This is a genomic window from Azotobacter vinelandii CA (genome assembly GCF_000380335.1).
Lineage (GTDB): Bacteria > Pseudomonadota > Gammaproteobacteria > Pseudomonadales > Pseudomonadaceae > Azotobacter > Azotobacter vinelandii.
Map to the genome: position 1 here is coordinate 1,104,108 of NC_021149.1, position 22,302 is coordinate 1,126,409.

Genomic DNA, 22,302 nt, shown 5'->3' on the forward strand with positions numbered 1-22,302 from the left:
CAGGCGCCCACGGGCTTGCCAGCCGGGGCGCGGAGGTGCCAAGGTTCCCCGCCTTCTTTCGGACGACGGACCTCCATGCGCCTCCTGCACACCTCCGACTGGCACCTCGGCCAGCACTTCATGGGCAAGACCCGCCAGGCCGAGCACCGGGCCTTCTGCGACTGGCTCGTCGAGCGGGTGCGCGAGCACGCGGTCGACGCGCTGATCGTCGCCGGCGACCTGTTCGACAGCGGCGCGCCGCCCAGTCATGCCCGCGAGCAGTACAACCGCTTCATCGTCGCGCTGCGCGCGACCGGCGCCCGCCTGGTGGTGCTCGGTGGCAACCACGATTCGGTGGCCATGCTCGGCGAGTCGCGCGGTCTTCTGGCCTGCCTGGACACCTGGGTGATTCCGGGCGTGGCGGCGGACCCGGCCGAGCAGCTCCTGCTGTTGCCGCGGCGCGACGGTGCGCCGGGCGCGTTGCTCTGCGCCATCCCCTTCATCCGTCCGCGCGACGTGCTGAAAAGCGAGGCCGGGCAGAGCGCGGACGCCAAGCTGCAGGCGCTGCAGGCGGCGATCCGCGAACACTACCGGGCGCTGTTCGCCCTCGCCGAGGCGCGTCGCCGCGAGCTGGGCGGCGCCCTGCCGATCGTCGCCACGGGGCACCTGACCACCGTCGGCGCCAGTGCCAGCGAATCGGTGCGGGAGATCTACGTCGGCAGCCTGGAGGCTTTCCCGACCGATGCCTTCCCGCCGGCGGCCTATGTCGCCCTCGGCCATATCCATCGCCCGCAGCAGGTCGCCGGGCTGGAGCACATCCGCTACAGCGGCTCGCCGATCCCGCTGTCCTTCGACGAGGCGCGCCAGTGCAAGGAGGTGTTGCTGGTCGACCTGGGCGAGGACGGCCTCGAGGCGGTGACGCCGCTGCCAGTGCCCTGTTTCCAGCCGCTGCTCACGCTGCGCGGCGATCTCGCCGAGCTGGCCGGCGCCGTTGTCGAGGCGGCCGCCGGGGGTAGCGCCGAGCGTCCGGTGTGGCTGGAGGTCCGGGTCGTCGCCGACGAGCACCTGCCCGACCTGCCGGCGCGCGTCGCCGCCCTTTGCGCGGGGCTGCCGGTGGAGGTGCTGCGCATCCGCCGCGAGCGCGGCGACGCAGTCGCCCGCCTGTGCCGCGAGGCACGGGAAACCCTCGACGAACTGAGCCCCGAGGAGGTGTTCGAACAGCGCCTGGCCGGCGCGGCACTGGACGAGGCGCTGGCCGGGCGCCTGCGCGGCCTGCACCGCCAGGTGCTCGACGAGCTGCGCGAGGAGCGGGCGTGAAGATCCTCAGCCTGCGCCTGAAGAACCTCAACTCGCTGAAGGGCGAGTGGAAGATCGATTTTCGCGAAGCGCCGTTCAGGGACAACGGCCTGTTCGCCATCACCGGGCCGACCGGCGCCGGCAAGACCACCCTGCTCGACGCCATCTGCCTGGCTCTCTATCACCGCACGCCGCGCATGGACCGTTTATCCAAGGAGTCCAACGAGCTGATGACCCGGCACACCGCCGAGTGCCTGGCCGAGGTGGAATTCGAGGTGAAGGGCCGGGGCTACCGCGCCTTCTGGAGCCAGCGCCGCGCCCGTGACCGGGCCGACGGCGCGCTGCAGATGCCCAGGGTCGAGCTGGCCGCGGCGGACGGCAGCATCCTCGCCGACAAGGTCGGCGACAAGCTGGCGCGGATCGAGGCGCTCACCGGCCTCGACTTCGCGCGTTTCACCCGCTCCATGCTGCTCGCCCAGGGCGGTTTCGCCGCCTTTCTCGAGGCCGATGCGAAGAGCCGCGCCGAACTTCTGGAGCAGCTCACCGGCACCGACATCTACGGGCGGATCTCCCAGCGGGTGTTCGAACATGCCCGCGAGGCGAAGGTGGCCCTCGAACGGCTGCAGGAGCGGGCCGCCGGAGTCGAGCTGCTGGATGACGGGGAGCGCCGAGCCCTGGAAGAGCGGGCCGCCGTGCTGGCCGCCGAGGAGGCGCCGTTGCTGGCGCGCCAGGGCGAGCTGCAGGCCCGGCGCCAGTGGCGCGCGGAGCTGGAGCAGGCGGAGCTGCGCTGCCGGGAGGCGGGGGAGGCGAGTCGACGAGCCGGCTTGGCGCTGGCCGAAGCCGCGCCGCAACTGGCCCGGCTGGCGGCCGGCGAGCCGGCCGCCGCGTTGCTGCCTGCGCATCGGGACTGGCAGCAGGCGTGCCAGCAACTGGAGCAGGGCGAGCGCAATCTGACGCAGATCCGTGCCGAGCGGCGCCAGGCCGGCGAGGCGGTCGGCCTGCATCTGTGGCAGGCCGGCCAATTCGCCCGGCGGATCGCCGTGGCGGCGCAGGAGCAGGCCCGGCGGTTGCACTCGCAGCACCGGCAACTGGCCGAGCAATTGGCCGAACAGCCACGGTATGCCGAGCTGGGCGAGCGCCTCGGTGCCTGGCGCGAACGATTCGAATGCCACCGCCAGTGGCAGGAAGAGATCGCCGCGCTCCAGGACCGGCAGCGAAACGAACAGGCCGCGCTCGCCGAGCTGGGCGAAAGGCAGCGGCAGGCGCAGGAGCATCTGCGGCGCCGGCAGGCCGAGCTGGACAGCGCCTGCGCGGCCGAACGCCAGGCCCGCGAGAGTCTGGACACGCTGCTGCAGGGCGAGCCCGAAAGCGCGCTGCGCGAACACTGGCGGCAGGCGCAGTCCCGCCGCAACCTGCTGCAGCAACTGGAGCAGAATGCCCGCCAGCGCGGCAGCGGCGAAGCGCGTCTGGCCGCCATCGACGCCGAACTGGCCGACGGTCGGCGGCGGCATGGCGAGCAGCAGGCGCGTCTCGAATTGCTGCGCCAGCGTTACAGGGATTCGCAGGCGCTGGTCGCGGCGAGGAAAAAACTGCTGGAGCAGGAGCGGCGCATTCTCGATCTGGAAGCCCAGCGGAGCCAGTTGCAGCCGGGCGAGCCCTGCCCGCTGTGCGGCTCCCGCGAGCATCCGGCCGTCGACACCTACCGGGCGCTGGACCTTTCCGCCGGCGAACGGGACTTGCAGGCCGCCGAGGCGGAGCTGGAGGCGCTACTCCGCGAAGGCGAGGCGGCACGGGACGCGCTGGCCGTGCTCGACGCCGAACTCGGGGCGCTGCGCCGGCGCCGCGAACAGGACGGGGACGAGTTGCGCCGGCAGCGTGAACAGTGGCGGCAACTGTGTGCGGAGCTGGGCACGGAGCCAATCGATCTGGCGGCCATCCGGGATGCGCTGGACGAACGGCTGGCGGCATTCGAAGGGCGTCTGCAACAGCTCGAACTCGGCCGGCAGGCCGTGGCGCAATCCGCCGAGGCGCGCCAGCGGATGGAGCGCGCTTGCGAGCAGGATGGTCAGCAGGTGCGGTTGCTCGAAGAACGCCTGCTCGCCAGTCGCGGTCGCGCGCAGGAGCTGGACGAACGCTTGCGCCAGTGCAGGGAGCTGTTGAGTCGCGGCGAGCAGGCCCTGGCCGAGGAACTGGCCGCCTTCGGCCATCCGCTGCCGGACGACGGCGCGGCCTGGCTCGCGCGGCGGCAGGGCGAGTGGCAGGACTGGCAGCGGCGGCAGAACCGTCTGCAGCAACTGGAGCGCGAGCGGCTGGAGCAGAGCGCCCTGGTCGAGGCCGCCGAGAAGCAGGCGGCGCTCTGGCAAGGACGCTGGAGCGAACTGGGCGAAGCCGGGCGGACCGCCCCGGCCGAATGCGTCGATGCCCAGGACGCCCTCGCCGGGGCGGAAGCCGGACTGGACGCTGCCCGGCGCCGGGCCAACGAACTGGACGGGCGCCTGCTGTCGCTGGAAGAACAGGTACGGCAGCAGCGCCGCCATCTGGAGGCCTGCGGCGCGCACTGGCGGGCGCAATTGGCGCGGAGTCCGTTCGCCGACGAGGCGGCATTCCGCGCGGCGCTGCTCGACGATGCCCAGCGTGCCGCCCTGCAGGACCTCAAGGCGCGTCTGGAACGGGCGCGGACCGAGGCACTGGCCCTGCTCGCCGCCGCCGAGGGGCGGTTGGCCGGCCTGCTGGCCGAACCCCGGACCACGGCCAGCGGCGAGGAACTGGAGCGACAGGCGCAGGAACTGGCCGGGCGGCTGCGGAGCCTGGCCGAGGAGCAGGGGGCGATCCGCGCCACGCTGTCCGCCGACGACGAGCGCCGGCAAGGCCGGCAGGCGCTGTTCGCGGAGATCGAGCGCTGCCGGGCCGAGTACGATCTCTGGCAGCACCTCAACGGGCTGATCGGCTCGGCCGACGGCGCCAAGTACCGCAAGTTCGCCCAGGGCCTGACCCTCGACCATCTGGTCTGGCTGGCCAACCGCCAACTGGCGCGTCTGCACGGCCGTTACCAACTGGCACGACGTTCCGACGGCGAACTGGAGCTGGAGGTCGTCGACACCTGGCAGGGCGACGCGACCCGCGACACCCGCACCCTGTCCGGCGGCGAGAGCTTCCTGGTCAGCCTGGCCCTGGCCCTGGCGCTGTCCGACCTGGTCAGTCACAAGACCAGCATCGACTCGCTGTTTCTCGACGAGGGCTTCGGCACCCTCGACGGCGAGACCCTGGAGGTGGCCCTGGACGCCCTGGACAGCCTCAACGCCAGCGGCAAGACCATCGGCGTGATCAGCCACGTCGAAGCGCTCAAGGAGCGCATCCCGGTGCAGCTCAGGGTGAGCAAGGGCGTGGGGATGGGCTACAGCGCCCTGGAAAGGCGCTTCGCCCTGTCCTGAGTCGGCCTCTGCCGGGATGGCGCGGAATATGCCTGCAGCCGGCCCGTTCCCGCGAATCGGCGGGGCGGGCCGGTTCGTCGCACCAGCGGCGTGCAGCGGTCGCCCTGTCGCGGAACGGTAACCAATCTTCTGTAAATAGCTGCCATCGCAAAGCGGAGCCCCGTGGTATGTCCACCCTGACCGAACTCGTCGAACAGATCGCCCAACTCTATCCCCTCGAGGACAAGCGGGTCGGCAAACGCTATCGCGTGGTCGACGAACTGGCGGGGATGACCGAACTGGAGGAGGTCGGCGGCGCGCCGCGCTACATCCGCACCGCCGAGCTGCAGGACCGCCGGCTGTGGGCGCATGCCAACGACAGTTGGCTCGAGCGGCGCCAGCGCGGCGATCGGCACTGACCGCTCAGGTCCGGAGCGGCTGCAGCAGCATGCGGGTGATCCGCCGCTCCTTCACTTCGCTGACCCGCAGCCGCCAACCGCGATAGGTCAGTTCGTCGCCGGGCGCCGGCAGGCGGTCGAGCAGACTCATGGCCAGCCCCGCCAGGGTCTGGTAGTCGTCGGTGGCCTGGGCCTGGAAGCCCAGGCGTCGACCGAGCTGCGTCAGGCTGATGGCGCCGCTGACCTCGTAGGCCCCTTCGCGCTCGATCACGTCCGGTCCCTCCATCTCGCTGGCGTCCGGCAGTTCGCCGGCGATCGCCTCGAGAATGTCGGTGAGGGTCAGCAGGCCCTCGAAATGGCCGAATTCGTTGACCACGAACGCCACATGGGTCGAGGCCTGGCGCATCTGTTCGAGGGCGTTGAGCACCGAGCAGCCGTCCGGCAGATTGAGCGGCTGGCGCACCAGCCGCTCGATGTCCGGGTGCTCGTCCTGCAGCAGCAGGCGCAGCAGTTCCTTCTTGTGCACGTAGCCCAGGGGCTCGTCGATGGCGGCGCCACGCGCCACCACCAGCCGCGAGTGGGGCGAGTCGAGCAGGCGTTGGCGGATCTGCGCCTCGTCGGCGTCGAGGGCGATGTGGTCGACCTGCATGCGGTCGGTCATCGCGCTGGCGATGGGCCGTTCGGCCAGGTGCAGCACGCCGCTGATCATCACCCGTTCGCGGCGGCCGAAGAGCGCGGTGCCGGCCTCGTCGCCGCCGAGCATGTCGGCGATCTCCTCGCCGATCTCCTCGGCCTCCAGCCGCTGCCCGCCGAGCAGGCGCAGCACCGCGTGGGCGGTGCGCTCGCGCAGCGTGTGCCGGCCCTGCAACTGTTTCTTGCGGCGCCAGCGGGCCAACTGGTTGAACAGCTCGATGAGGATCGAGAAGCCGATCGCCGCGTACAGGTAGCCCTTGGGAATGTGGAAGCCGAGGCCTTCCGCGGTGAGGCTGAGGCCGATCATCAGCAGAAAGCCCAGGCACAGCATGATCACCGTGGGGTGGGCGTTGACGAAGGCGGTCAACGGCTTGCTGGCGACGATCATCAGGCCGATGGAGATCACCACGGCGAGCATCATCACCTGCAACTGGTCGACCATGCCGACGGCGGTGATCACCGCGTCCAGGGAGAACACCGCGTCGAGCACGACGATCTGCGCCACCACCGGCCAGAAGCGGGCGTAGGTCCGGCTGCCGGACTGGATATGGGCATGGCCTTCGAGACGTTCGTGCAGTTCCATGGTGGCCTTGAACAGCAGGAACAGGCCGCCGAACAGCATGATCAGGTCGCGCCCGGAAAAGCTCTTGCCGAGTAGCGAGAGCAGCGGCTCGGTCAGAGTCACCAGCCAGGAGATGCTGGCCAACAGGCCCAGGCGCATGAGCAGCGCCAGCGACAGGCCGATGATCCGCGCGCGGTCGCGCTGCTCGGGCGGCAGCTTGTCGGCGAGGATGGCGATGAATACCAGGTTGTCGATGCCGAGCACGATCTCCAGCACGATCAGGGTCAGAAGACCCAGCCAGGCCGTGGGGTCAGCCAGCCATTCCATGAGCGGTTTCCTTTTGCGTTCGGATGCGGGGGAGGGGGAGCCTGCGGTCTTCCGGTAGCGGCGCGGGGGACGCGGACAGGGGGTGAGCGAGCGATGCCGGCTCGGCCGGGAAGTACGCTCCGGGCCGTCGGGGCGGCTGACTGCAAGTGTGGTCCATGTACGACCGATGGATGAGGAGAGGCGCGCCATGTTACGGCAGAGCCCCGGCGTCGCTAAGCGCGCAAACGTAACCGTTTTTTAGAGTCCGGCGGACCAGGGGCAGGCGTTTCGATGCGTGCTCGTCATGGGCGCGTCGGCCTGGAGAGGATTTGCGCTGCGCCGGGCACGGTCGTGCGGGCCGGCGGCTGGCGTTTTTCGATATGTGTGTATGTATGTCAGTTTTTCCAGGGCCCCGGCTAGAGTTGATGGAGATTGGCACTCGGGTACTCGGAGGCCGATCTCCGCAGTTCGCAAACAAGCTGTCAGGTTGACGAGTTCGCAGTCTTTTCAGCCCTTGAGTTGTGCCTTCAACATTTCGAAGCACGATGAGGCCATCATGGAAAGCTTGCAACGGCATGACCATGTCGCTCGGACATGGCGCAGACTGCAGCAGTTGGGTCCCGCCCACAGCCTTCACCTGCTGCTGGTGAAAACCATCAATCGCCTGGCGTTGTTCAAGATCCTGCGCGGCATCCTGCTGCTCGAGGTCGATCCGGCGTTCCTCGACTGTCCGGCCGGCTACACGCCGGGCTTTCTGGACGAGAAGCGACTGCGTCACTTCGCCTGCGATCCACGGAGCGGGCTGGATGACGCTTTTCTCGACGAGGCCCTGGCCAAGGGCGATCGCTGCTATGCGATTCTCGACGGCGAGACGCTGGCCGCCTACGGCTGGTACTCGCGTCTGCCGACCCGCATCGACCCGCCGGACCTGCTGCTCGGTTTCGATCCGGAGTATGTCTACATGTACAAGGGGCTGACCGACCCTCGTTATCGCGGGCGGCGATTGCACGCCATCGGCATGAACCGGGCATTGCAGTGCTATCGGGAGGAGGGTGCGAAAGGGATCGTTTCCTACGTCGAATCGACCAACGGCGACTCGCTCAAATCCTGCTTCCGCCTGGGCTACCGGGCGTTCGGCTCGATCTACCTGCTGCGCCTCTTCGGCTACGACCTGCGCCTGTGCGGTCCCGGTTGTCGCCGCTACCGGTTCGCCCTGCACGACGACGAGTCGATGGAGGGCATGAGCGCTCGCAAGGCATGAGGGAGGGGCGTTTCCGCTCGCCGGATGCGGTTGGCGTCGCGTGCCGGTCGAGCGGGACTCAGTCCCGGGCGGTTTCCCGACGCGGAGTTTTCCTGCGTTCTTCCCGCCAGTGGCGCCGGGCCGCGTCGTCGAGGAAGGTCCAGGCGACGAAGCGGCTCTGCTTCTGCCCCTGGGCCATGGGCACGACACGCACCTCGCGGGCTCCGGCCCGCTGCAGCGCGGCCCGGGCGGCGGGCAGGTTGGCGGTCTTGGAGATCAGGCTGCTGAACCAGCACACCTGTCCGGCGAACTGCGCGCTTTCCGCGATCATCCGGGCGACGAAGGCGGCTTCGCCGCCGGGACAGTAGAGTTCGGCGCCCTGGCCGCCGAAGTTCAGCAGCGGCAGTTTGCGCCGGGGATCGAGCTTGCCGAGGTTGCGCCACTTGCGCCGGCTGCCACGGACGGCCTCTTCCGGCGAGGCGTGGAAGGGTGGGTTGCAGAGGCTCAGGTCGAAGCGTTCGTCGCTTCGCAGCAGGCCCTGGAAGATGTGCGCGGGGTCGTTCTGGCGGCGCAGCCGGATGGCCGCGGCCAGGCCGGGGTTGGCGCGGACGATGGCCTCGGCCGAGGCCAGCGCGATCGGGTCGATGTCGGCGCCGAGAAAGCGCCAGCCGTACTCGCGGTGGCCGATCAGGGGATAGATGCAGTTGGCGCCGACACCGATGTCCAGCACCCGCAGCGCGGCGCCGCGCGGGATGATGCCGCCGTGCTCGGCGGCCAGGAGGTCGGCCAGGCCGTGCAGGTAGTCGGCGCGGCCGGGGATCGGCGGGCACAGGTAGCCGGGCGGGATGTCCCACTGGCGGATGCCATAGTGCTCGGCGAGCAGGGCGCGGTTGAGGGCCTTCACCGCCTCGGGATCGGCGAAGTCGATGCTTCGCTTGCCGTAGGGGTTGAGGATGACGAAGGCGGCCAGTGCCGGATGGCGGCGGATCAGCGCGGGGAAGTCGTAGCGGCCCCGGTGGCGGTTGCGTGGATGCAGCGGGCTCGGGTCTTGCGCTGGCGACGTGGGGGGACGGGGTGTGCTCGGCATCGCGGAGGGCTGGCGGATAGGCTGGGCGGCGGATTGTCCCATAACTCGGGGCGGCGCGCTGCCCGGTGCTCGGCCGCTAGCGGTCGGGCCAGCGCCTGGCCAGCCACTCCGACAACTGGTCGGCGGACAGCGGCTGCGAGAGCAGGAAGCCCTGGACCACCTGATAGCCCCGGTTGGTGAGCAGCCGGCGTTGTTCCTCGTTTTCCACTCCCTCGGCGAACACGGCGATGCGCAGGCTGTCGCCGATGTGCATGGCCACCTCGGTCAGGGCGCGGGTGGCCTCGTCGTGCTCCAGGTCGCGGACGAAGCTGCGGTCCAGTTTCAGGGCGCGGATCGGCAGGTGGCGCAGGTAACCGAGACAGGACTGGCCGGTACCGAAGTCGTCGACGGTCAGGCCGATGCCCATGGCCTGAACGGCATGCAGGGTCTTCAGCGTGCCGGGGTTGCCGCCGTGCAGCGCCTCCTGGGTGATTTCCAGGTTCAAGGCGGCCGGCGCCAGGGCGTGGCGGCGCAGGATGTCGGCGATCCGAGCGGGCAGTTCGGTGTCGTGGATGCTGAGCGGCGACAGATTCACCGAGACCGTCACCGGTTCGAGTCCGGCCTCGCGCCAGGCGGCGAGTTGCCGGCAGGCTTCCTCCAGCGCCCAGCGATCCAGCTCGCCGGCCAGCCCGCATTCCTCCGCCAGCGGAACGAAGCGGCTCGGCGGAATGTTGCCGAGTTGCGGGTGGAACCAGCGGGCCAGGGCTTCGATGCCGCACAGCCGGCCGCTGCTGAGGTCAATCTGCGGCTGGTAGTGGAGCTGCAACTGCCGCCGCCGCAGCGCTTCGCGCAGGTCCGTCTCGAGCGTCCGGCGCTCCTGGGCCTGACGGTTCATCTCCTCGCTGAAGAAGCTGAACTGGCCGCGTCCTTTGCTTTTGGCCTGATACATGGCGAGGTCGGCGTAGTACAGCAGGGTTTCCATGTCCTCGCCGTCGTCGGGAAAGCGGCTGATACCGATGCTGGCCGAGGGGGCGAGGGTCGCTCCGGCGATCTGGCAGGATGCCGACAACTGCTTCTGGATGCGCCGGATGGTTTCGGTCGTCTGCCGGAGATCGCAGTCGGCGAGCACCACGACGAATTCGTCGCCGGCCAGGCGGCCGACGATGTCGGTGGTCCGCAGTTCGCTGCGCAGGCGCTGGGCGATGGTGCGCAGCATGAGGTCGCCGGCCGGATGGCCGAGGGTGTCGTTGATCAGCTTGAAACGGTCCAGGTCGAAGAACAGGACGTTCAAGGCCGTGCGCTCGCGCCTGGCCCGGGCGATCGCCTGGTCGGCCTGGATCAGCAGCAGGCCTCGATTGGGCAGGTCGGTGAGGGGGTCGTAGAAGGCCAGTTGGCGAATCCGGTCGTGACTTTCCTCGCGCTCCAGCATCAGTTGGCGGCAGCGCTGCCGTGCGACTTCCTCGCGTTCGGTCTGGACGCTGACGTCGATGGCGATCTGGACGATGCGCTTCAGGCGTCCGGCGTCGTCGCGAATGGGGACGTAGGTCGACTCCAGCCACAGACATCGGCCGTCGGCGCTCGCGTAGGGGTAGCGGCCGTTCGCCGGGCGGCCCATTTCCAGTCCGGCCCACAGACCGTCGAAATCGTGCCGGTTGGTCGGGTCGGGCGCGCAGAGTTGCTGGTGACGGCGCTGGCCGATGGATTGCTCGCTGTAGCCGAAGATCTGCCGGTACTTGTCGTTGACGCGCAGGACGCGGCCGTTCGGCGCGAATTCGGCGATGGCCATGGCGTGTTCGAGAACGGCGAGCAGTTCCAACTGTTCGGCGGACGGCTGGGGGGAGGGGGGCGGCTGCTTCATTCTTGTCTGCAATTGGCATCGGTCGACGGGAGAAGTCCCGTCGTGCGGCGCGCTAGGAAACAGCGCGCAGGCACGAACCGGGCGTGGCCTGGCAATCCTGCGACGGGACTGGCTTGGCGCGGCCATCGCGAGGCCGGCGGGGATGATGCCATGCCACAGGATAGATGCGTCATTTTCTGTGATGGCTATTTGATATCTCTGTATTGCAGTTTGCCAGAATGTGAAGCATGCACGCTTTTGGGACGGCTATTACGCGAAATGGCATGGCCGGCAATGCCCGGCCATGGGCCGGGATCGACTGGGTTCCGGTCGCATCGTCCGCTTCGAGCCGCGTCTCGCCGGCTTTTCAGGCGCGGGCGGGCCGCGCGAACGAAAAAGGCCGTCCGCCGGGATTGACCGGCGGACGGCCTCGTCGAGAGCCGGCACGCCGCTCGCGTGCCGGGGGCGGGTGCCTCAGAGGCTGGCGATGCGCGCGCGCTGTTCGCCCAGCTTGCCCAAGGCCTGTTCGGCCTCGTTCAGTCTGGCGCGCTCCTTGGCGATCACCTCGGCCGGGGCCTTGTCGACGAAACTGGCGTTGCCCAGCTTGCCGCCGACGCGCTTGACCTCGCCTTCCAGGCGCTGGATCTCCTTGTCCAGACGGGCCAGTTCGGCGTCCTTGTCGATCAGCCCGGCCATCGGCACCAGCACCTGCATCTCGCCGACCAGCGCGGTGGCGGCCAGCGGTGCTTCCTCGCCGGCTTCCAGCACGCGGATGGATTCCAGCTTGGCCAGTTTCGTCAGCAACGGCCGGTTTTCTTCGAGGCGCCGCCGGTCGCTGTCCGAGGCGTTGTTCAGCGCCACGTCAATGCGCTTGGCCATGGAGATGTTCATTTCGCCGCGGATCTGCCGTATGCCGAGCATCAGCGCCTTGACCCACTCGATGTCCTCCTCGGCGGCCGCGTCGATGCGCGCCTCGTCGGCCAGCGGCCAGGGTTGCAGCATCAGGGTCGGGCCGGACTTGCCGGCCAGCGGCGCGAGGCGCTGCCAGATTTCCTCGCTGATGAAAGGCATGAAGGGGTGCGCCAGGCGCAGGGCGGTTTCCAGCACCCGCACCAGGGTGCGCCGAGTGCCGCGCTGGCGCTCGACGCTAGCAGTCTCGTCCCAGAGCACCGGCTTGACCAGCTCCAGGTACCAGGCGCAGTACTGGTCCCAGATGAACTCGTAGAGCGCCTGGGCAGCGAGGTCGAAGCGGAAGGCGTCGAGCTGGCGGGTCACCTCCTGCTCGGTGCGCTGCAGCGCCGAGACGATCCAGCGGTCCACCGGGGACAGCTCGACGGGTTCGTCGGCGGCGCCGCAATCCTTGCCCTCGGTGTTCTCGAAGACGAAGTTGGCGGCGTTCCACAGCTTGTTGCAGAAGTTGCGGTAGCCCTCGACCCGGCCCATGTCGAACTTGATGTCGCGGCCGGTGGAGGCCAGCGAGCAGAAGGTGAAACGCAGCGCGTCGGTGCCGTAGCTGGCGATGCCCTCGGGGAATTCGGCGCGGGTCTGCTTGGCGATCTTCTCGGCGAGCTTGGGCTGCATCATGCCGCTGGTGCGCTTGGTCACCAGGCTTTCCAGGTCGATGCCGTCGACGATGTCCAGCGGGTCGAGCACGTTACCCTTGGACTTGGACATCTTGTGGCCTTGGCTGTCGCGTACCAGGCCATGGACGTAGACGGTCCTGAAGGGGATCTGCCCGGTCAGGTGCAGGGACAGCATGATCATCCGGGCGACCCAGAAGAAGATGATGTCGAAGCCGGTGACCAGCACATCGGTGGGGTGGAAGGTCTTGAGGAACTCGGTCTGCTGCGGCCAGCCGAGGGTGGAGAAGGTCCACAGGCCGGAGCTGAACCAGGTGTCCAGCACGTCTTCGTCCTGGCGCAGCGGCTCGTCGTTGCGGATCGCGTACTTGCTGCGCACTTCCGCCTCGTCGCGGCCGACGTAGGCGTTGCCGGCCTCGTCGTACCAGGCCGGGATGCGGTGGCCCCACCAGAGCTGGCGGCTGATGCACCAGTCCTGGATGTCGCGCATCCAGGAGAAATACATGTTCTCGTACTGCCTGGGCACGAACTGGATGGAACCGTCCTCGACGGCGGCGATGGCCTTCTCGGCCAGCGGTTTGGTGGAGACGTACCACTGGTCGGTCAGCCAGGGTTCGATGATGGTGCCGGAACGGTCGCCGCGCGGCACCTTCAGGGCATGGTCGTCGATCTTCTCGAGAAGGCCCATGCCCTCGAAGTCGGCGACGATGGCCTTGCGCGCGTCGAAGCGGTCCATGCCGGCGTAGCCGTCCGGCAGGCTGGGGGCGACGCGGGTGTTCGGCGTGCCGTCGATGTCGAACACCTGGGCCTGGGCCAGGATGCCGGCGTTCTTGTCGAAGATGTTGATCAGCGGCAGGTGGTGGCGCTTGCCGACCTCGTAGTCGTTGAAGTCGTGGGCCGGGGTGATCTTCACGCAGCCGGTGCCGAATTCGCGGTCGACGTACTCGTCGGCGACGATCGGGATCAGGCGGTTGACCAGCGGCAGCAGCACGTGGCGGCCGATCAGGTCCCGGTAGCGCTCGTCCTCCGGGTGTACGGCGACGGCGGCGTCGCCCAGCATGGTTTCCGGGCGGGTGGTTGCGACCACCAGGTAGTCCTTGCCTTCGGCGGTGCAGGCGTCGTCGGCCAGCGGGTAGCGCAGGTGCCAGAGGTGGCCCTTTTCGTCGTGGTTCTCCACTTCCAGGTCGGAGATCGCGGTGTGCAGCTTGGTGTCCCAGTTGACCAGGCGCTTGCCGCGGTAGATCAGGCCGTCCTCGTGGAGGCGGACGAAGGCTTCCTTGACCGCTTCGGAAAGGCCCTCGTCCATGGTGAAGCGTTCCCGCGACCAGTCCACCGAGCTGCCGAGGCGGCGAATCTGCCGGGTGATGGTGCCGCCGGACTGCTCCTTCCATTCCCAGACCTTGTCGAGAAACTTCTCGCGACCGAGCGCGTGGCGGTCGAGGCCCAGGGCCGCCAGTTGGCGCTCCACTACCATCTGGGTGGCGATGCCGGCGTGGTCGGTGCCCGGCTGCCACAGGGTATTGCGCCCCTGCATGCGGCGGAAGCGGATCAGCGCGTCCATGATCGCGTTGTTGAAGCCGTGGCCCATGTGCAGGCTGCCGGTGACGTTCGGCGGCGGAATCATGATGGTGTAGGGTTCGCCGCTGCCCTGCGGGGCGAAGTAGTTCTTCGACTCCCACTCGGCGTACCAACGGGATTCGATTGCGTGCGGCTGGTAGGTCTTGTCCATGCGGAGGAAACCCTTGTAAGACGGCTGATCTGGGGAAGACCGGGGAGTATAAATGTAAATACTTGTTCATGGTTTCATGTATTTACGGCGAGCGGGGTTTCTGTAAATACAGGAATACAGGCGGGTGGCCGCAAGGCCTGTGTGCTACGGCTTGCGGGCGACGAGCAGGAGGCCCAGGCGGGCTTCGAGGCGGCGTTTCAGCTCGGCTTCGATCTGCGGCACGAAGTCGTCGACGACCTCCTGCAGGATCGACTGGGCCTCGGCGCGCAGGTTCTGCTCCAGACGCGGCGGCGGAGCGGCCGGAAGCGGCTCGGCTTCCTCTTCCTCTTCCTCTTCTTCATCGCCGGGAACGATCTCCGAGAGCAGCGGGATGTCGTCGGCATCGAGGGCTTCGGTGAGCAGGGGCGGCAGCGAGTCTTCGTCCAGCAGGTCGCGGATCGATTGCAGATCGCTCAGCAGGTGGTTGGTGTCCGGTTTTGGCTTCAGGCTATCCATGGCGTGTCAGATGCGTGACAGACGATGATCCTGTAAAGCATAGCCGCGCTCGCGGTAGAGGCGGTAGCTGGCGCGCGTGGCCTGACGTATGACCGGTTCGCTCACTACCAGTTCGGCGATCCGCTCGAAACGTGCGCAGAAGGACGGCACGCTCAGGGCCAGGTTGATCAGCAGGTCGCGATGGCTGCCGGGGTCGTCGCCCAGGCCCAGGGCGATCGGTGCATCGGCGTCCTCCTCGAACAGGCCGTGGGGGAGGAAGGCCTCGCTCTTGAAGCTCCATAGCCGGGCGTCCAGCGTTTCGCGCTGGGGCGCGTCCTGACAGTGCAGGTAGATGCGGCGCCCCAGGCGCCAGGCCTTTTCCGTCAGCTTGCAGGCGAAATCCAGGCGTGCCGCCGGGTCCGCGGAGGGCAGGATATAGAAGTCGACCTGGGGCATGGAGTCCTCGGCGGCGCGGGAGCGGGGCGGCCGCTCCCGCCGTGGCTCAGGGGGCGCTGCGGTCCAGCAGGAACTGGGTCAGCAGCGGTACCGGGCGGCCGGTGGCGCCCTTTTCCTTGCCGCCGCTGATCCAGGCCGTGCCGGCGATGTCCAGGTGCGCCCAGTGGTAGTTCTTGGCGAAGCGCGAGAGGAAGCAGGCGGCGGTGATGGTGCCGGCCTTGGGGCCGCCGATATTGGCCATGTCGGCGAACGGGCTGTCGAGCTGCTCCTGGTATTCCTCGAACAGCGGCAACTGCCAGGCGCGGTCGGCGGCATGTTCGCCGGCCTCGAGGACCTGGCGGATCAGGTCGTCGTCGTTGCCCATCAGGCCCGAGGCCTGGGTGCCCAGGGCGGTGATGCAGGCGCCGGTGAGGGTGGCGATGTCGATCACCGCCTGCGGCTTGAAGCGTTCGGCGTAGGTGAGGGCGTCGCACAGCACCAGACGGCCTTCGGCGTCGGTGTTGAGGATCTCCACGGTCTGCCCGCTCATGCTGGTGACGATGTCGCCGGGGCGGGTGGCGCCGCCGCTGGGCATGTTCTCGGCGCAGGCCAGAAGGCCCACGACGTTGATCGGCAGCGCCAGTTCGAGCAGGGCGCGGAAGGTGCCGAGCACGCTGGCGGCGCCACACATGTCGTACTTCATCTCGTCCATGCCCGAACCCGGCTTGAGGCTGATGCCGCCGCTGTCGAAGGTGATGCCCTTGCCGACCAGCACGAAGGGTTGCTCGTCCTTCTTGCCGCCCTGGTAGTCGAGCACGATCAGCCGTGGCGGCTGGTCGCTGCCCTGGGCCACGGCGAGGAAGGCGCCCATGCCGAGCTCCTTGAGTTTCTTCTCGTCGAGGACTTCGACCTTCAGGGTGTCGTAGGTCTTGGCCAGCGCCTTGGCCTCGCTGGCCAGGGAGGTCGGATGGCAGAGGTTCGGCGGCAGGTTGCCGAGGTCGCGGGTCAGGGCCATGCCGTCGACGATCGCCTGGGCATGGCTGGCGGCGCGCTCCACCTCGGCCTGGCCGGCCTTGTCGCAGAGCAGGACGAGCTTCTTCAGGACCGGCGCGGAGGCCTTCTCGCTCTTGAAGCGATCGAACGCGTAGGTGGCATCGAGCAGGGTCTCGGCCAGCAGGCGGGTCTTGCCATAGGTGTCACGTCCCTTGACCTGGAGTTCGCCCAGGGTCAGGGCGGCATCGCTGCCGCCCAGGCCCTTCAGCGCGCCGTAGGTTGCAGCGGCGATCTTGCGGAACTGGCGGTCGCTCAACTCGCCCTCCTTGCCGGCGCCGACCAGCAGCACGCGCTCCGCCTTGAGGTTCGGCACCGCGTGCAGCAGCAGGGTCTGTCCGACCTTGCCGGCAAGGTCGCCGCGCTTGAGGGCGGCCGACAGGGCGCCGTCGGCGGCCTGGTCGATGGCCTTGGCGGTGGCGCCCAGTTTGCGGCCTTCGCCGACGGCAACCACCAGCGTTGCAGTTTTCAGGGTTTGCGGGCTGGTACTTTTGACAACGAGTTGCATGGCGTGATGTCCCCAAGACAAATGGGTCTGGTTTGCAGGATAATGCCGTTCTTTTTTGTGGCGCGTTGCAGGCCGCCGGGAATGCTGCGTTCGGCCATCGGTGCGGGATCGGGTTGGCGCCCTTTCACGTCAGGGACACTGCACAGCCTTGCCTGGTCCTGCCCCGTCCGGCCGCGCGGCTTCTTCGACGGCCCGTGGGGCGGTGGGTCGGCAACGAGGCGGCTAGTTTGAGCACAGCCGCCTGAGCCTGACAACCCTGGAGTGTCCGGTTTGATCATTCCTCGCTATCTCTCCCGTGAGCTGCTGATGACGCTGGGCGCGGTCAGTGCCGTGCTGCTGGCGATCATCATGAGCGGCCGCTTCATCAAATATCTGGCGCAGGCCGCCCAAGGCCTGCTCGATCCCGGCGTACTGCTGCAGATCATGCTCTACCGGGTGCCCAGCTTCCTCGAGCTGATCCTGCCGCTGGGGCTGTTTCTCGGCATTCTGCTGGCCTACGGCCGGTTGTATCTCGACAGCGAGATGACCGTGCTGGCGGCGACCGGCATGAGTCCGCAGCGCCTGGCCGTCTATACCCTGGTACCGGCCATTCCGGTCGCCGCGCTGGTCGCCTGGATGAGCCTGGGGCTGGCGCCCCAGGGGATACGCCTGGTCGAGCAACTGCTCAACGAGCAGAAGGCCCTGACCGAGTTCGATACCCTGGTGCCGGGCCGCTTCCAGACCATGAAGGACGGTTCCCGGGTGACCTATGTCGAGGACCTGACGGATGATCGCACTGAGCTTTCCCGCGTGTTCATCAGCGAGAAGCAGATGTCCCGCGACGGTGGGAAGGAGCGTGGCATCGCCGTGCTGGTGGCGGAAGGTGGGCGTCAGGAAGTACAGGCGGACGGCAGTCGTTACCTGATCCTGCAGAACGGCTACCGCTACGATGGCAACCCCGGCGAAGCCGACTATCGGGTGATCCGCTACGACACCTATGGCGTGCTGCTGGCCAGGCCGGCGGTGAGCAGCGAGATCAACGAGCGCGAGGCGATTCCCACCAGTGAGTTGATCGGCAGCGACCAGCCGCGTCATCAGGCCGAGCTGCAATGGCGCCTTTCCCTGCCCCTGCTGGTGTTCGTGGTCGCCGTGCTGGCGGTGCCGCTGGCCAGGGCCAATCCCCGCCAGGGCCGCTTTCTCAAGCTGCTTCCGGCGATTCTTCTCTACATGGCCTATCTGGCCACGCTGATCGCCGTGCGCGGCGAACTGGACAAGGGCAAGATCCCGATGCTGATAGGCCTCTGGTGGGTCCATGGAGTTTTCCTGCTGATCGGTCTGGGGCTGCTGTTCTGGGAACCCCTGCGCCTGCAATTGGCGCGTCGGCGTGCCGAGCGGAGTCTGAATCATGGGTAAGCTGGACAGATACATCGGCGCCAGCGTGTCTCTCTCCATCCTGGCGGTGCTCGGGGTGCTCGTCGGCCTGGCCCTGCTGTTCTCCTTCGTCGACGAACTGGGCGATGTCCAGGGCGATTACGATCTGGCCGCCGCGGCCTGGTACGTTTTCCTGACCGTGCCGCAGCGAACCTATGAAATGCTGCCGATGGGGGCGCTGATCGGTTGCCTGATCGGCCTCGGCAGCCTGGCCAGCAGCAGCGAACTGACGGTCATACGGGCTTCCGGGATATCCCTCGGCCGTATCGTCTGGGCGGTGATGAAGCCCATGTTGGTGCTGATGGTGCTCGGCGGTCTGCTCGGCGAATACCTGGCGCCCTGGGCGGAGAACAAGGCCGAGGCGCACCGTTCCCTGGCACAGGGCGGCGGCGAGGCGCAGACCGCCAAGCATGGTCTCTGGCATCGCCAGGGCAACGAATTCGTGCATATCAACGCGGTGCAGCCGGGTGGCGTGCTGTACGGGGTGACGCGCTACCGCTTCGACGATCAGCGCCACATGCTGTGGTCCAGCTTCGCCCGGAAGGCAGAGTTCCGGGGTGGGAACTGGCAACTGGAGGACGTGACGACCACCCGTTTCCTCGAACGCAGTACCGAGGTCGCCAAGGCCGCGACGGAACAGTGGGATATCCTGCTGAGTCCGCAACTGCTGGGAACGGTGGTCATGGACCCGGAGGCTTTGTCGGTCACCGGGCTCTGGCACTACATCCATTACCTGGCCGAGCAGGAGCTGAACAACGCGCGCTACTGGCTGGCCTTCTGGGGCAAGGTGCTGCAGCCTCTGGTGACCGCGGCGCTGGTGCTGATGGCGATTTCTTTCATCTTCGGCCCGCTGCGTTCGGTCACCCTCGGACAGCGGCTTTTCACGGGGGTGCTGGCCGGCTTCGTCTTCCGCATGTTCCAGGACCTGCTCGGCCCTTCGAGCCAGGTGTTCGGCTTCTCGCCCCTGCTGGCAGTGCTCCTGCCTGCCGGGCTTTGCGCCCTGCTGGGGGTGTATCTGCTGCGACGTGCAGGGTAGGGGCTTCCCCCACCGTCATGGTGGGCGGAGGAAGGCCGGGCGAGCGCTACTTCTTGTGGATGTTCTTCGGCAGCCGGACCACCTGGCTGCTGGAGTACATGTCCTGCCAGGTGCGTCCCCTCTTGTCCCAGAGCATCCAGAAATGGCCCAGGCCGAAGCACAGCCAGGAGGCGATGGCGACCAGAAAACGCAGCAGCGCCTGCCAGAGGTCGATTGCGGTGCCGTCGCTGTTCTGGACGCGCAGGCCCCAGACCTGCATGCCGAGGGTCTGGCCCTTGTGTGTCCAGAATTTCGCGAAAAAGCCGAACAGGCAGAAGAACAGCAGGGTGGAGAGCAACGGGTCGCCATCCAGTGCGCCGGCATCGGACAGTTGTCTGAGGCGCTCGCTACCGAGGATGGCCATCTGGACCAGCTTGTAGATGAAGGTGACGACGATCAGCAGGGCTACGCAGAGCAGGAAGTCATAGAACATCGCCGCTAGGCGACGGGGCAGCCCTGCGGCAGGAAAATCACCTCGGGGGATCAGGGCGGGCTTGGGCATGGCGGACTCGCGGTCAGGCAAAGGCCGGCATTCTAAGGGATCCGGGCATGAAAAAGCCCTCGATGCCGTCATCGAGGGCTTTTTGTCGAGCCGGCGATCAGCCCAGGATCTGAACCTTGTCGGCCTGCATGCCCTTCTGGCCCTGCACTGCTTCGAAGCTGACTTTCTGGCCTTCCTTCAGGCTCTTGAAGCCAGTACCTTCGATCGCACGGAAGTGAACGAACAGATCCGGACCGCTCTCGGGAGTGATGAAACCAAAGCCTTTCTCGTCGTTGAACCACTTGACGGTGCCGGTTTGACGATTCGACATGTCTTATTTCCTTGAAACTGGAGTTGATGGCAGTCTCTGTGACAACAGAGAGCTAGAACTGGTTGCAGAGAGTAAGAGAAGTCGAGCGGGATGTAGCGGACCTGTAGGACCTACTGCCACCAAGTCAAGATTCAACAGCGACCCACGCAAACACAGTTTAGATACTGTACGCCAAGTCCGCGGAAAAAGCCAAGCCCTGTAGCGGAAGGTTTTCATGGCCGGTTCGTTGCCTGAAACTTGTGGCTATTTTTGATGAAAAATCATGTTTTTATGAGAAATATCCATTTCCGTATGGGGATGTTGCGGCTTTTGCGCCGGGCGCGAAGCAGGAGCTGCCGACAGGCGAGCAGGTGTCCAGCCGGCGCTTCGCCGAGCCTTGGACGGGCGTTGCCGTCTCGTTTTGTTTCCATTGATTGCAGGGTGATTGCAATGCGGCGCACTGTTCGCGGGATCGGGGCGGCGAAGGTTTTCACGGCTCTTGAGCGAGGCGGGGACAGGTGGGGTTTTCCCCTTGTTCCGCATTATGTGGGGGCAGGAAATTCGACTGGTCGCAGCATGATAATGTTTGAAGACAACAGGCATGGATCTTGTTTTCTTTGGCTTTTCAAAGGGATTTCATTCTTCGAATAATCTTCGATTCTATATATTCATATTGAAATAACCCTATCCGATAAGCCTCGGCTTGACCCTGATAGCCATGGGATCTTTGCTTGTATCGACGGCGGATGAAAATTACAGGCATTGTTCGGAAGTTGGATATGGCAGGGCTTCCGACGAACGATAGGTCGGGTGGCGCCAGGCAAGAAGGGGATTGCGGGCACATTCATGTGCCTTCCCGTGGCAGTGGGCTTTCATTCGATCATTGCTGTTACTGCAGGGACGCATGTCCGTGACCGTTTCGCTTTCGTCGGGCGTGGCTACCGGATGTGGATGTGCTGGCGATGCGGAGAAGGGTTCTGCCGCGACCTCTCGCCGGTCGGGAGGACAGCGGGCCGGCTCCTCGGACCGGTTTCGCTTTTTACTTATTGACTGCCTGAGGAGCGGCGCCGGTTGTTGCCGTGCGTCGTGTGTTTCTTGAGTTCTTCTCCTGTGGGAGGGGTATTCCTATGACAGTCTCTGGCATGAAATCCGTGAAAGTAATTTGCGCTGCAGTCCTGCTTTTGTCGGCCTCTCTGTCCATGGCCGAGAATGGGGGCCGTCCTGCCGTAGAATCTACGGAGCTGGAAGAGATGATCATCTATTCCGAAGAACCCGAAGTGACGGATTATGAATATGGCATGCGCCTGGATATTGCCGAAGTAGTCGCCATGGAGTATTTCCCGCCCGAACCGGATTTTTGCGGGGTCATTCCTGCACAGATGACCTATGAGGACTCCACTGGAAATCTCAATACCATTCGTTATCTGTATCCGGAAACTGCGGGGTGCCATGATAACTAGTGTGCTTCCCGCAAGAAATTTATCTAATGCGATGTAGCTCCGAGAGGCGTCCTTTCGTCAGCATCAGCCGGAGACTTCATGGCCCGCTCCGGGCATTGGCATCGTGCCCTTGCAAGACGAGCGTGGGCAACGGCGATCGATGCTTCGCTGGACCTCCCGGTAGCCTTGTCCGGCTTCGGCATGGTCATCCCGCGCAGGAGAAGGGGATGTTATGCAAAGATGATTCGGGTCGATGGCACTTTGAGCCTGTCGTGCGGTCACAACTGGCATGTGGTTCCGCGTGAGTTGTTATGCCGGGAAGGGCAGCCGATGACCATCGATCCGATTCTTTCTCTTGTGCTTGCATGCTGTGGCTTGTTCATGGCCGGGCTGTTTCTGGGGCGCTGGATGCAGCCCACACCGAAACCGGGGGCAGATCCCGAGGAGCCGGTGGACGACGCCGGACTGTTCTGCGGCTGGGATGGCCTCTCGGTCGACGAGCGACGGCAAAGACTGGCACTGTACCAGCGGCGTGTGCGGGCGCGGATTGCCGAGCAGGAGCGGGCCTGGCTGCAGGCGCGGCTGCGGGAGTATGCGAAGGGCTAAAAGGCGTCGCGGACGAGACAACAAAAACCGGCTTTTAGCCGGTTTTTCAGTTTCAGGGCCCGCCTGGCGCTGAATGTATTCCGTGGTGCCCGAACAGGTACAACCCTTGGCCGATGCGTCGATTCGCGAGGGGCTGCTGCAAGGCCGATAGTGTCTTGCTTTGCGCCTTTGTCGGGCCCTGAAAGCCGCGTGATTATCGAATTTCTACCCCCAATACGTCCTCAAGTCGAAAGGTACCCCTTGTTCGGCTGCTTTTCGACCTGTCGGGCAAGCAACGAGACAGTAACTCGGGTGGGGCTCGAAACAGGGCGTATCGGAGCGCTCGGCAAGCAGCCAGTGCACCAGAAAACGCCGGAACCACTCGACGCACGATCTTTCCAGTCCGCTTTCAATCCGCTCATGGCTTCATGCGATTGCT

At 66.5% G+C, this 22,302-nt stretch carries 17 protein-coding genes; 8 read left to right on the plus strand and 9 right to left on the minus strand.

Annotated elements, in window-relative coordinates; genetic code table 11:
• Nucleotides 1-75: 75 nt before the first annotated feature.
• From sbcD to AVCA_RS05210, 3 genes are all read left to right on the plus strand, one after another.
• Nucleotides 76-1,296: an exonuclease subunit SbcD gene (gene sbcD / locus AVCA_RS05200; protein ID WP_012699804.1), complete on the plus strand. Its 1,221-nt coding sequence runs from the start codon at nt 76-78 to the stop codon at nt 1,294-1,296.
• Nucleotides 1,293-4,706 carry an AAA family ATPase gene (locus tag AVCA_RS05205; protein ID WP_012699805.1) on the plus strand — a complete coding sequence of 1,138 codons (3,414 nt, stop codon included), beginning with the start codon at nt 1,293-1,295 and terminating at the stop codon, nt 4,704-4,706. Before sbcD ends, AVCA_RS05205 begins: the two co-directional genes overlap by 4 nt.
• Before the next feature lie 167 nt (nt 4,707-4,873).
• Nucleotides 4,874-5,104 carry a hypothetical protein gene (locus AVCA_RS05210; RefSeq protein ID WP_012699806.1) on the plus strand — a complete coding sequence of 77 codons (231 nt, stop codon included), beginning with the start codon at nt 4,874-4,876 and terminating at the stop codon, nt 5,102-5,104.
• A gap of 4 nt (nt 5,105-5,108) precedes the next feature.
• On the opposite strand, the gene AVCA_RS05215 is transcribed toward AVCA_RS05210, so the two are convergent.
• Complete coding sequence (locus AVCA_RS05215; RefSeq protein WP_012699807.1) at nt 5,109-6,665, minus strand: TerC family protein; 1,557 nt, start codon at nt 6,663-6,665, stop codon at nt 5,109-5,111.
• 535 nt (nt 6,666-7,200) lie between these two features.
• Between AVCA_RS05215 and AVCA_RS05220 the strand changes: the two genes are divergently transcribed.
• Nucleotides 7,201-7,905 carry a GNAT family N-acetyltransferase gene (locus AVCA_RS05220; RefSeq protein ID WP_012699808.1) on the plus strand — a complete coding sequence of 235 codons (705 nt, stop codon included), beginning with the start codon at nt 7,201-7,203 and terminating at the stop codon, nt 7,903-7,905.
• Between the two features lie 58 nt (nt 7,906-7,963).
• Here the strand turns inward: AVCA_RS05220 and rlmF are convergent, their stop codons facing one another.
• The 6 genes from rlmF to AVCA_RS05250 all read right to left on the minus strand — a co-directional run bounded on the left by rlmF (nt 7,964) and on the right by AVCA_RS05250 (nt 16,563).
• Entirely contained in the window at nt 7,964-8,971 is a 1,008-nt protein-coding gene (gene rlmF / locus AVCA_RS05225; protein WP_012699809.1) for a 23S rRNA (adenine(1618)-N(6))-methyltransferase RlmF, read from the minus strand.
• A 76-nt stretch (nt 8,972-9,047) separates the two neighbouring features.
• Nucleotides 9,048-10,808 carry a putative bifunctional diguanylate cyclase/phosphodiesterase gene (locus AVCA_RS05230; protein ID WP_012699810.1) on the minus strand — a complete coding sequence of 587 codons (1,761 nt, stop codon included), beginning with the start codon at nt 10,806-10,808 and terminating at the stop codon, nt 9,048-9,050.
• Nucleotides 10,809-11,261: 453 nt separating this feature from the next.
• Entirely contained in the window at nt 11,262-14,096 is a 2,835-nt protein-coding gene (locus AVCA_RS05235) for a valine--tRNA ligase (RefSeq protein ID WP_012699812.1), read from the minus strand.
• Nucleotides 14,097-14,240: 144 nt separating this feature from the next.
• Complete coding sequence (locus tag AVCA_RS05240) at nt 14,241-14,591, minus strand: hypothetical protein (RefSeq protein ID WP_012699813.1); 351 nt, start codon at nt 14,589-14,591, stop codon at nt 14,241-14,243.
• Between the two features lie 6 nt (nt 14,592-14,597).
• A complete protein-coding gene (locus tag AVCA_RS05245) occupies nt 14,598-15,026 on the minus strand; it encodes a DNA polymerase III subunit chi (RefSeq protein ID WP_012699814.1) in 429 nt (142 codons plus the stop codon).
• Nucleotides 15,027-15,072: 46 nt separating this feature from the next.
• On the minus strand, nt 15,073-16,563 hold the full coding sequence (locus AVCA_RS05250) for a leucyl aminopeptidase (RefSeq protein ID WP_012699815.1): 1,491 nt from the start codon (nt 16,561-16,563) through the stop codon (nt 15,073-15,075).
• Between the two features lie 270 nt (nt 16,564-16,833).
• Here AVCA_RS05250 and lptF point away from each other — a divergent pair, with 270 nt between their 5' ends.
• Nucleotides 16,834-17,955 (plus strand): LPS export ABC transporter permease LptF, encoded by a 1,122-nt coding sequence (gene lptF, locus AVCA_RS05255; protein WP_041806970.1) that lies wholly within the window; start codon nt 16,834-16,836, stop codon nt 17,953-17,955.
• Entirely contained in the window at nt 17,948-19,009 is a 1,062-nt protein-coding gene (gene lptG / locus AVCA_RS05260) for an LPS export ABC transporter permease LptG (protein ID WP_012699818.1), read from the plus strand. Before lptF ends, lptG begins: the two co-directional genes overlap by 8 nt.
• Nucleotides 19,010-19,055: 46 nt before the next feature.
• Here lptG and AVCA_RS05265 read toward each other — a convergent pair whose 3' ends face one another.
• Both AVCA_RS05265 and AVCA_RS05270 read right to left on the minus strand, forming a co-directional pair.
• Nucleotides 19,056-19,550 carry an RDD family protein gene (locus AVCA_RS05265; RefSeq protein ID WP_072432609.1) on the minus strand — a complete coding sequence of 165 codons (495 nt, stop codon included), beginning with the start codon at nt 19,548-19,550 and terminating at the stop codon, nt 19,056-19,058.
• Between the two features lie 97 nt (nt 19,551-19,647).
• Entirely contained in the window at nt 19,648-19,860 is a 213-nt protein-coding gene (locus tag AVCA_RS05270) for a cold-shock protein (protein ID WP_012699820.1), read from the minus strand.
• 1,229 nt (nt 19,861-21,089) lie between these two features.
• Between AVCA_RS05270 and AVCA_RS05275 the strand changes: the two genes are divergently transcribed.
• Together AVCA_RS05275 and AVCA_RS26695 are read left to right on the plus strand one after the other, a co-directional pair.
• Nucleotides 21,090-21,299, plus strand: a complete 210-nt coding sequence (locus AVCA_RS05275) for a DUF2790 domain-containing protein (protein ID WP_012699823.1) — start codon at nt 21,090-21,092, stop codon at nt 21,297-21,299.
• A 78-nt stretch (nt 21,300-21,377) separates the two neighbouring features.
• On the plus strand, nt 21,378-21,884 hold the full coding sequence (locus tag AVCA_RS26695) for a hypothetical protein (RefSeq protein ID WP_231876192.1): 507 nt from the start codon (nt 21,378-21,380) through the stop codon (nt 21,882-21,884).
• Nucleotides 21,885-22,302 lie beyond the last annotated feature (418 nt).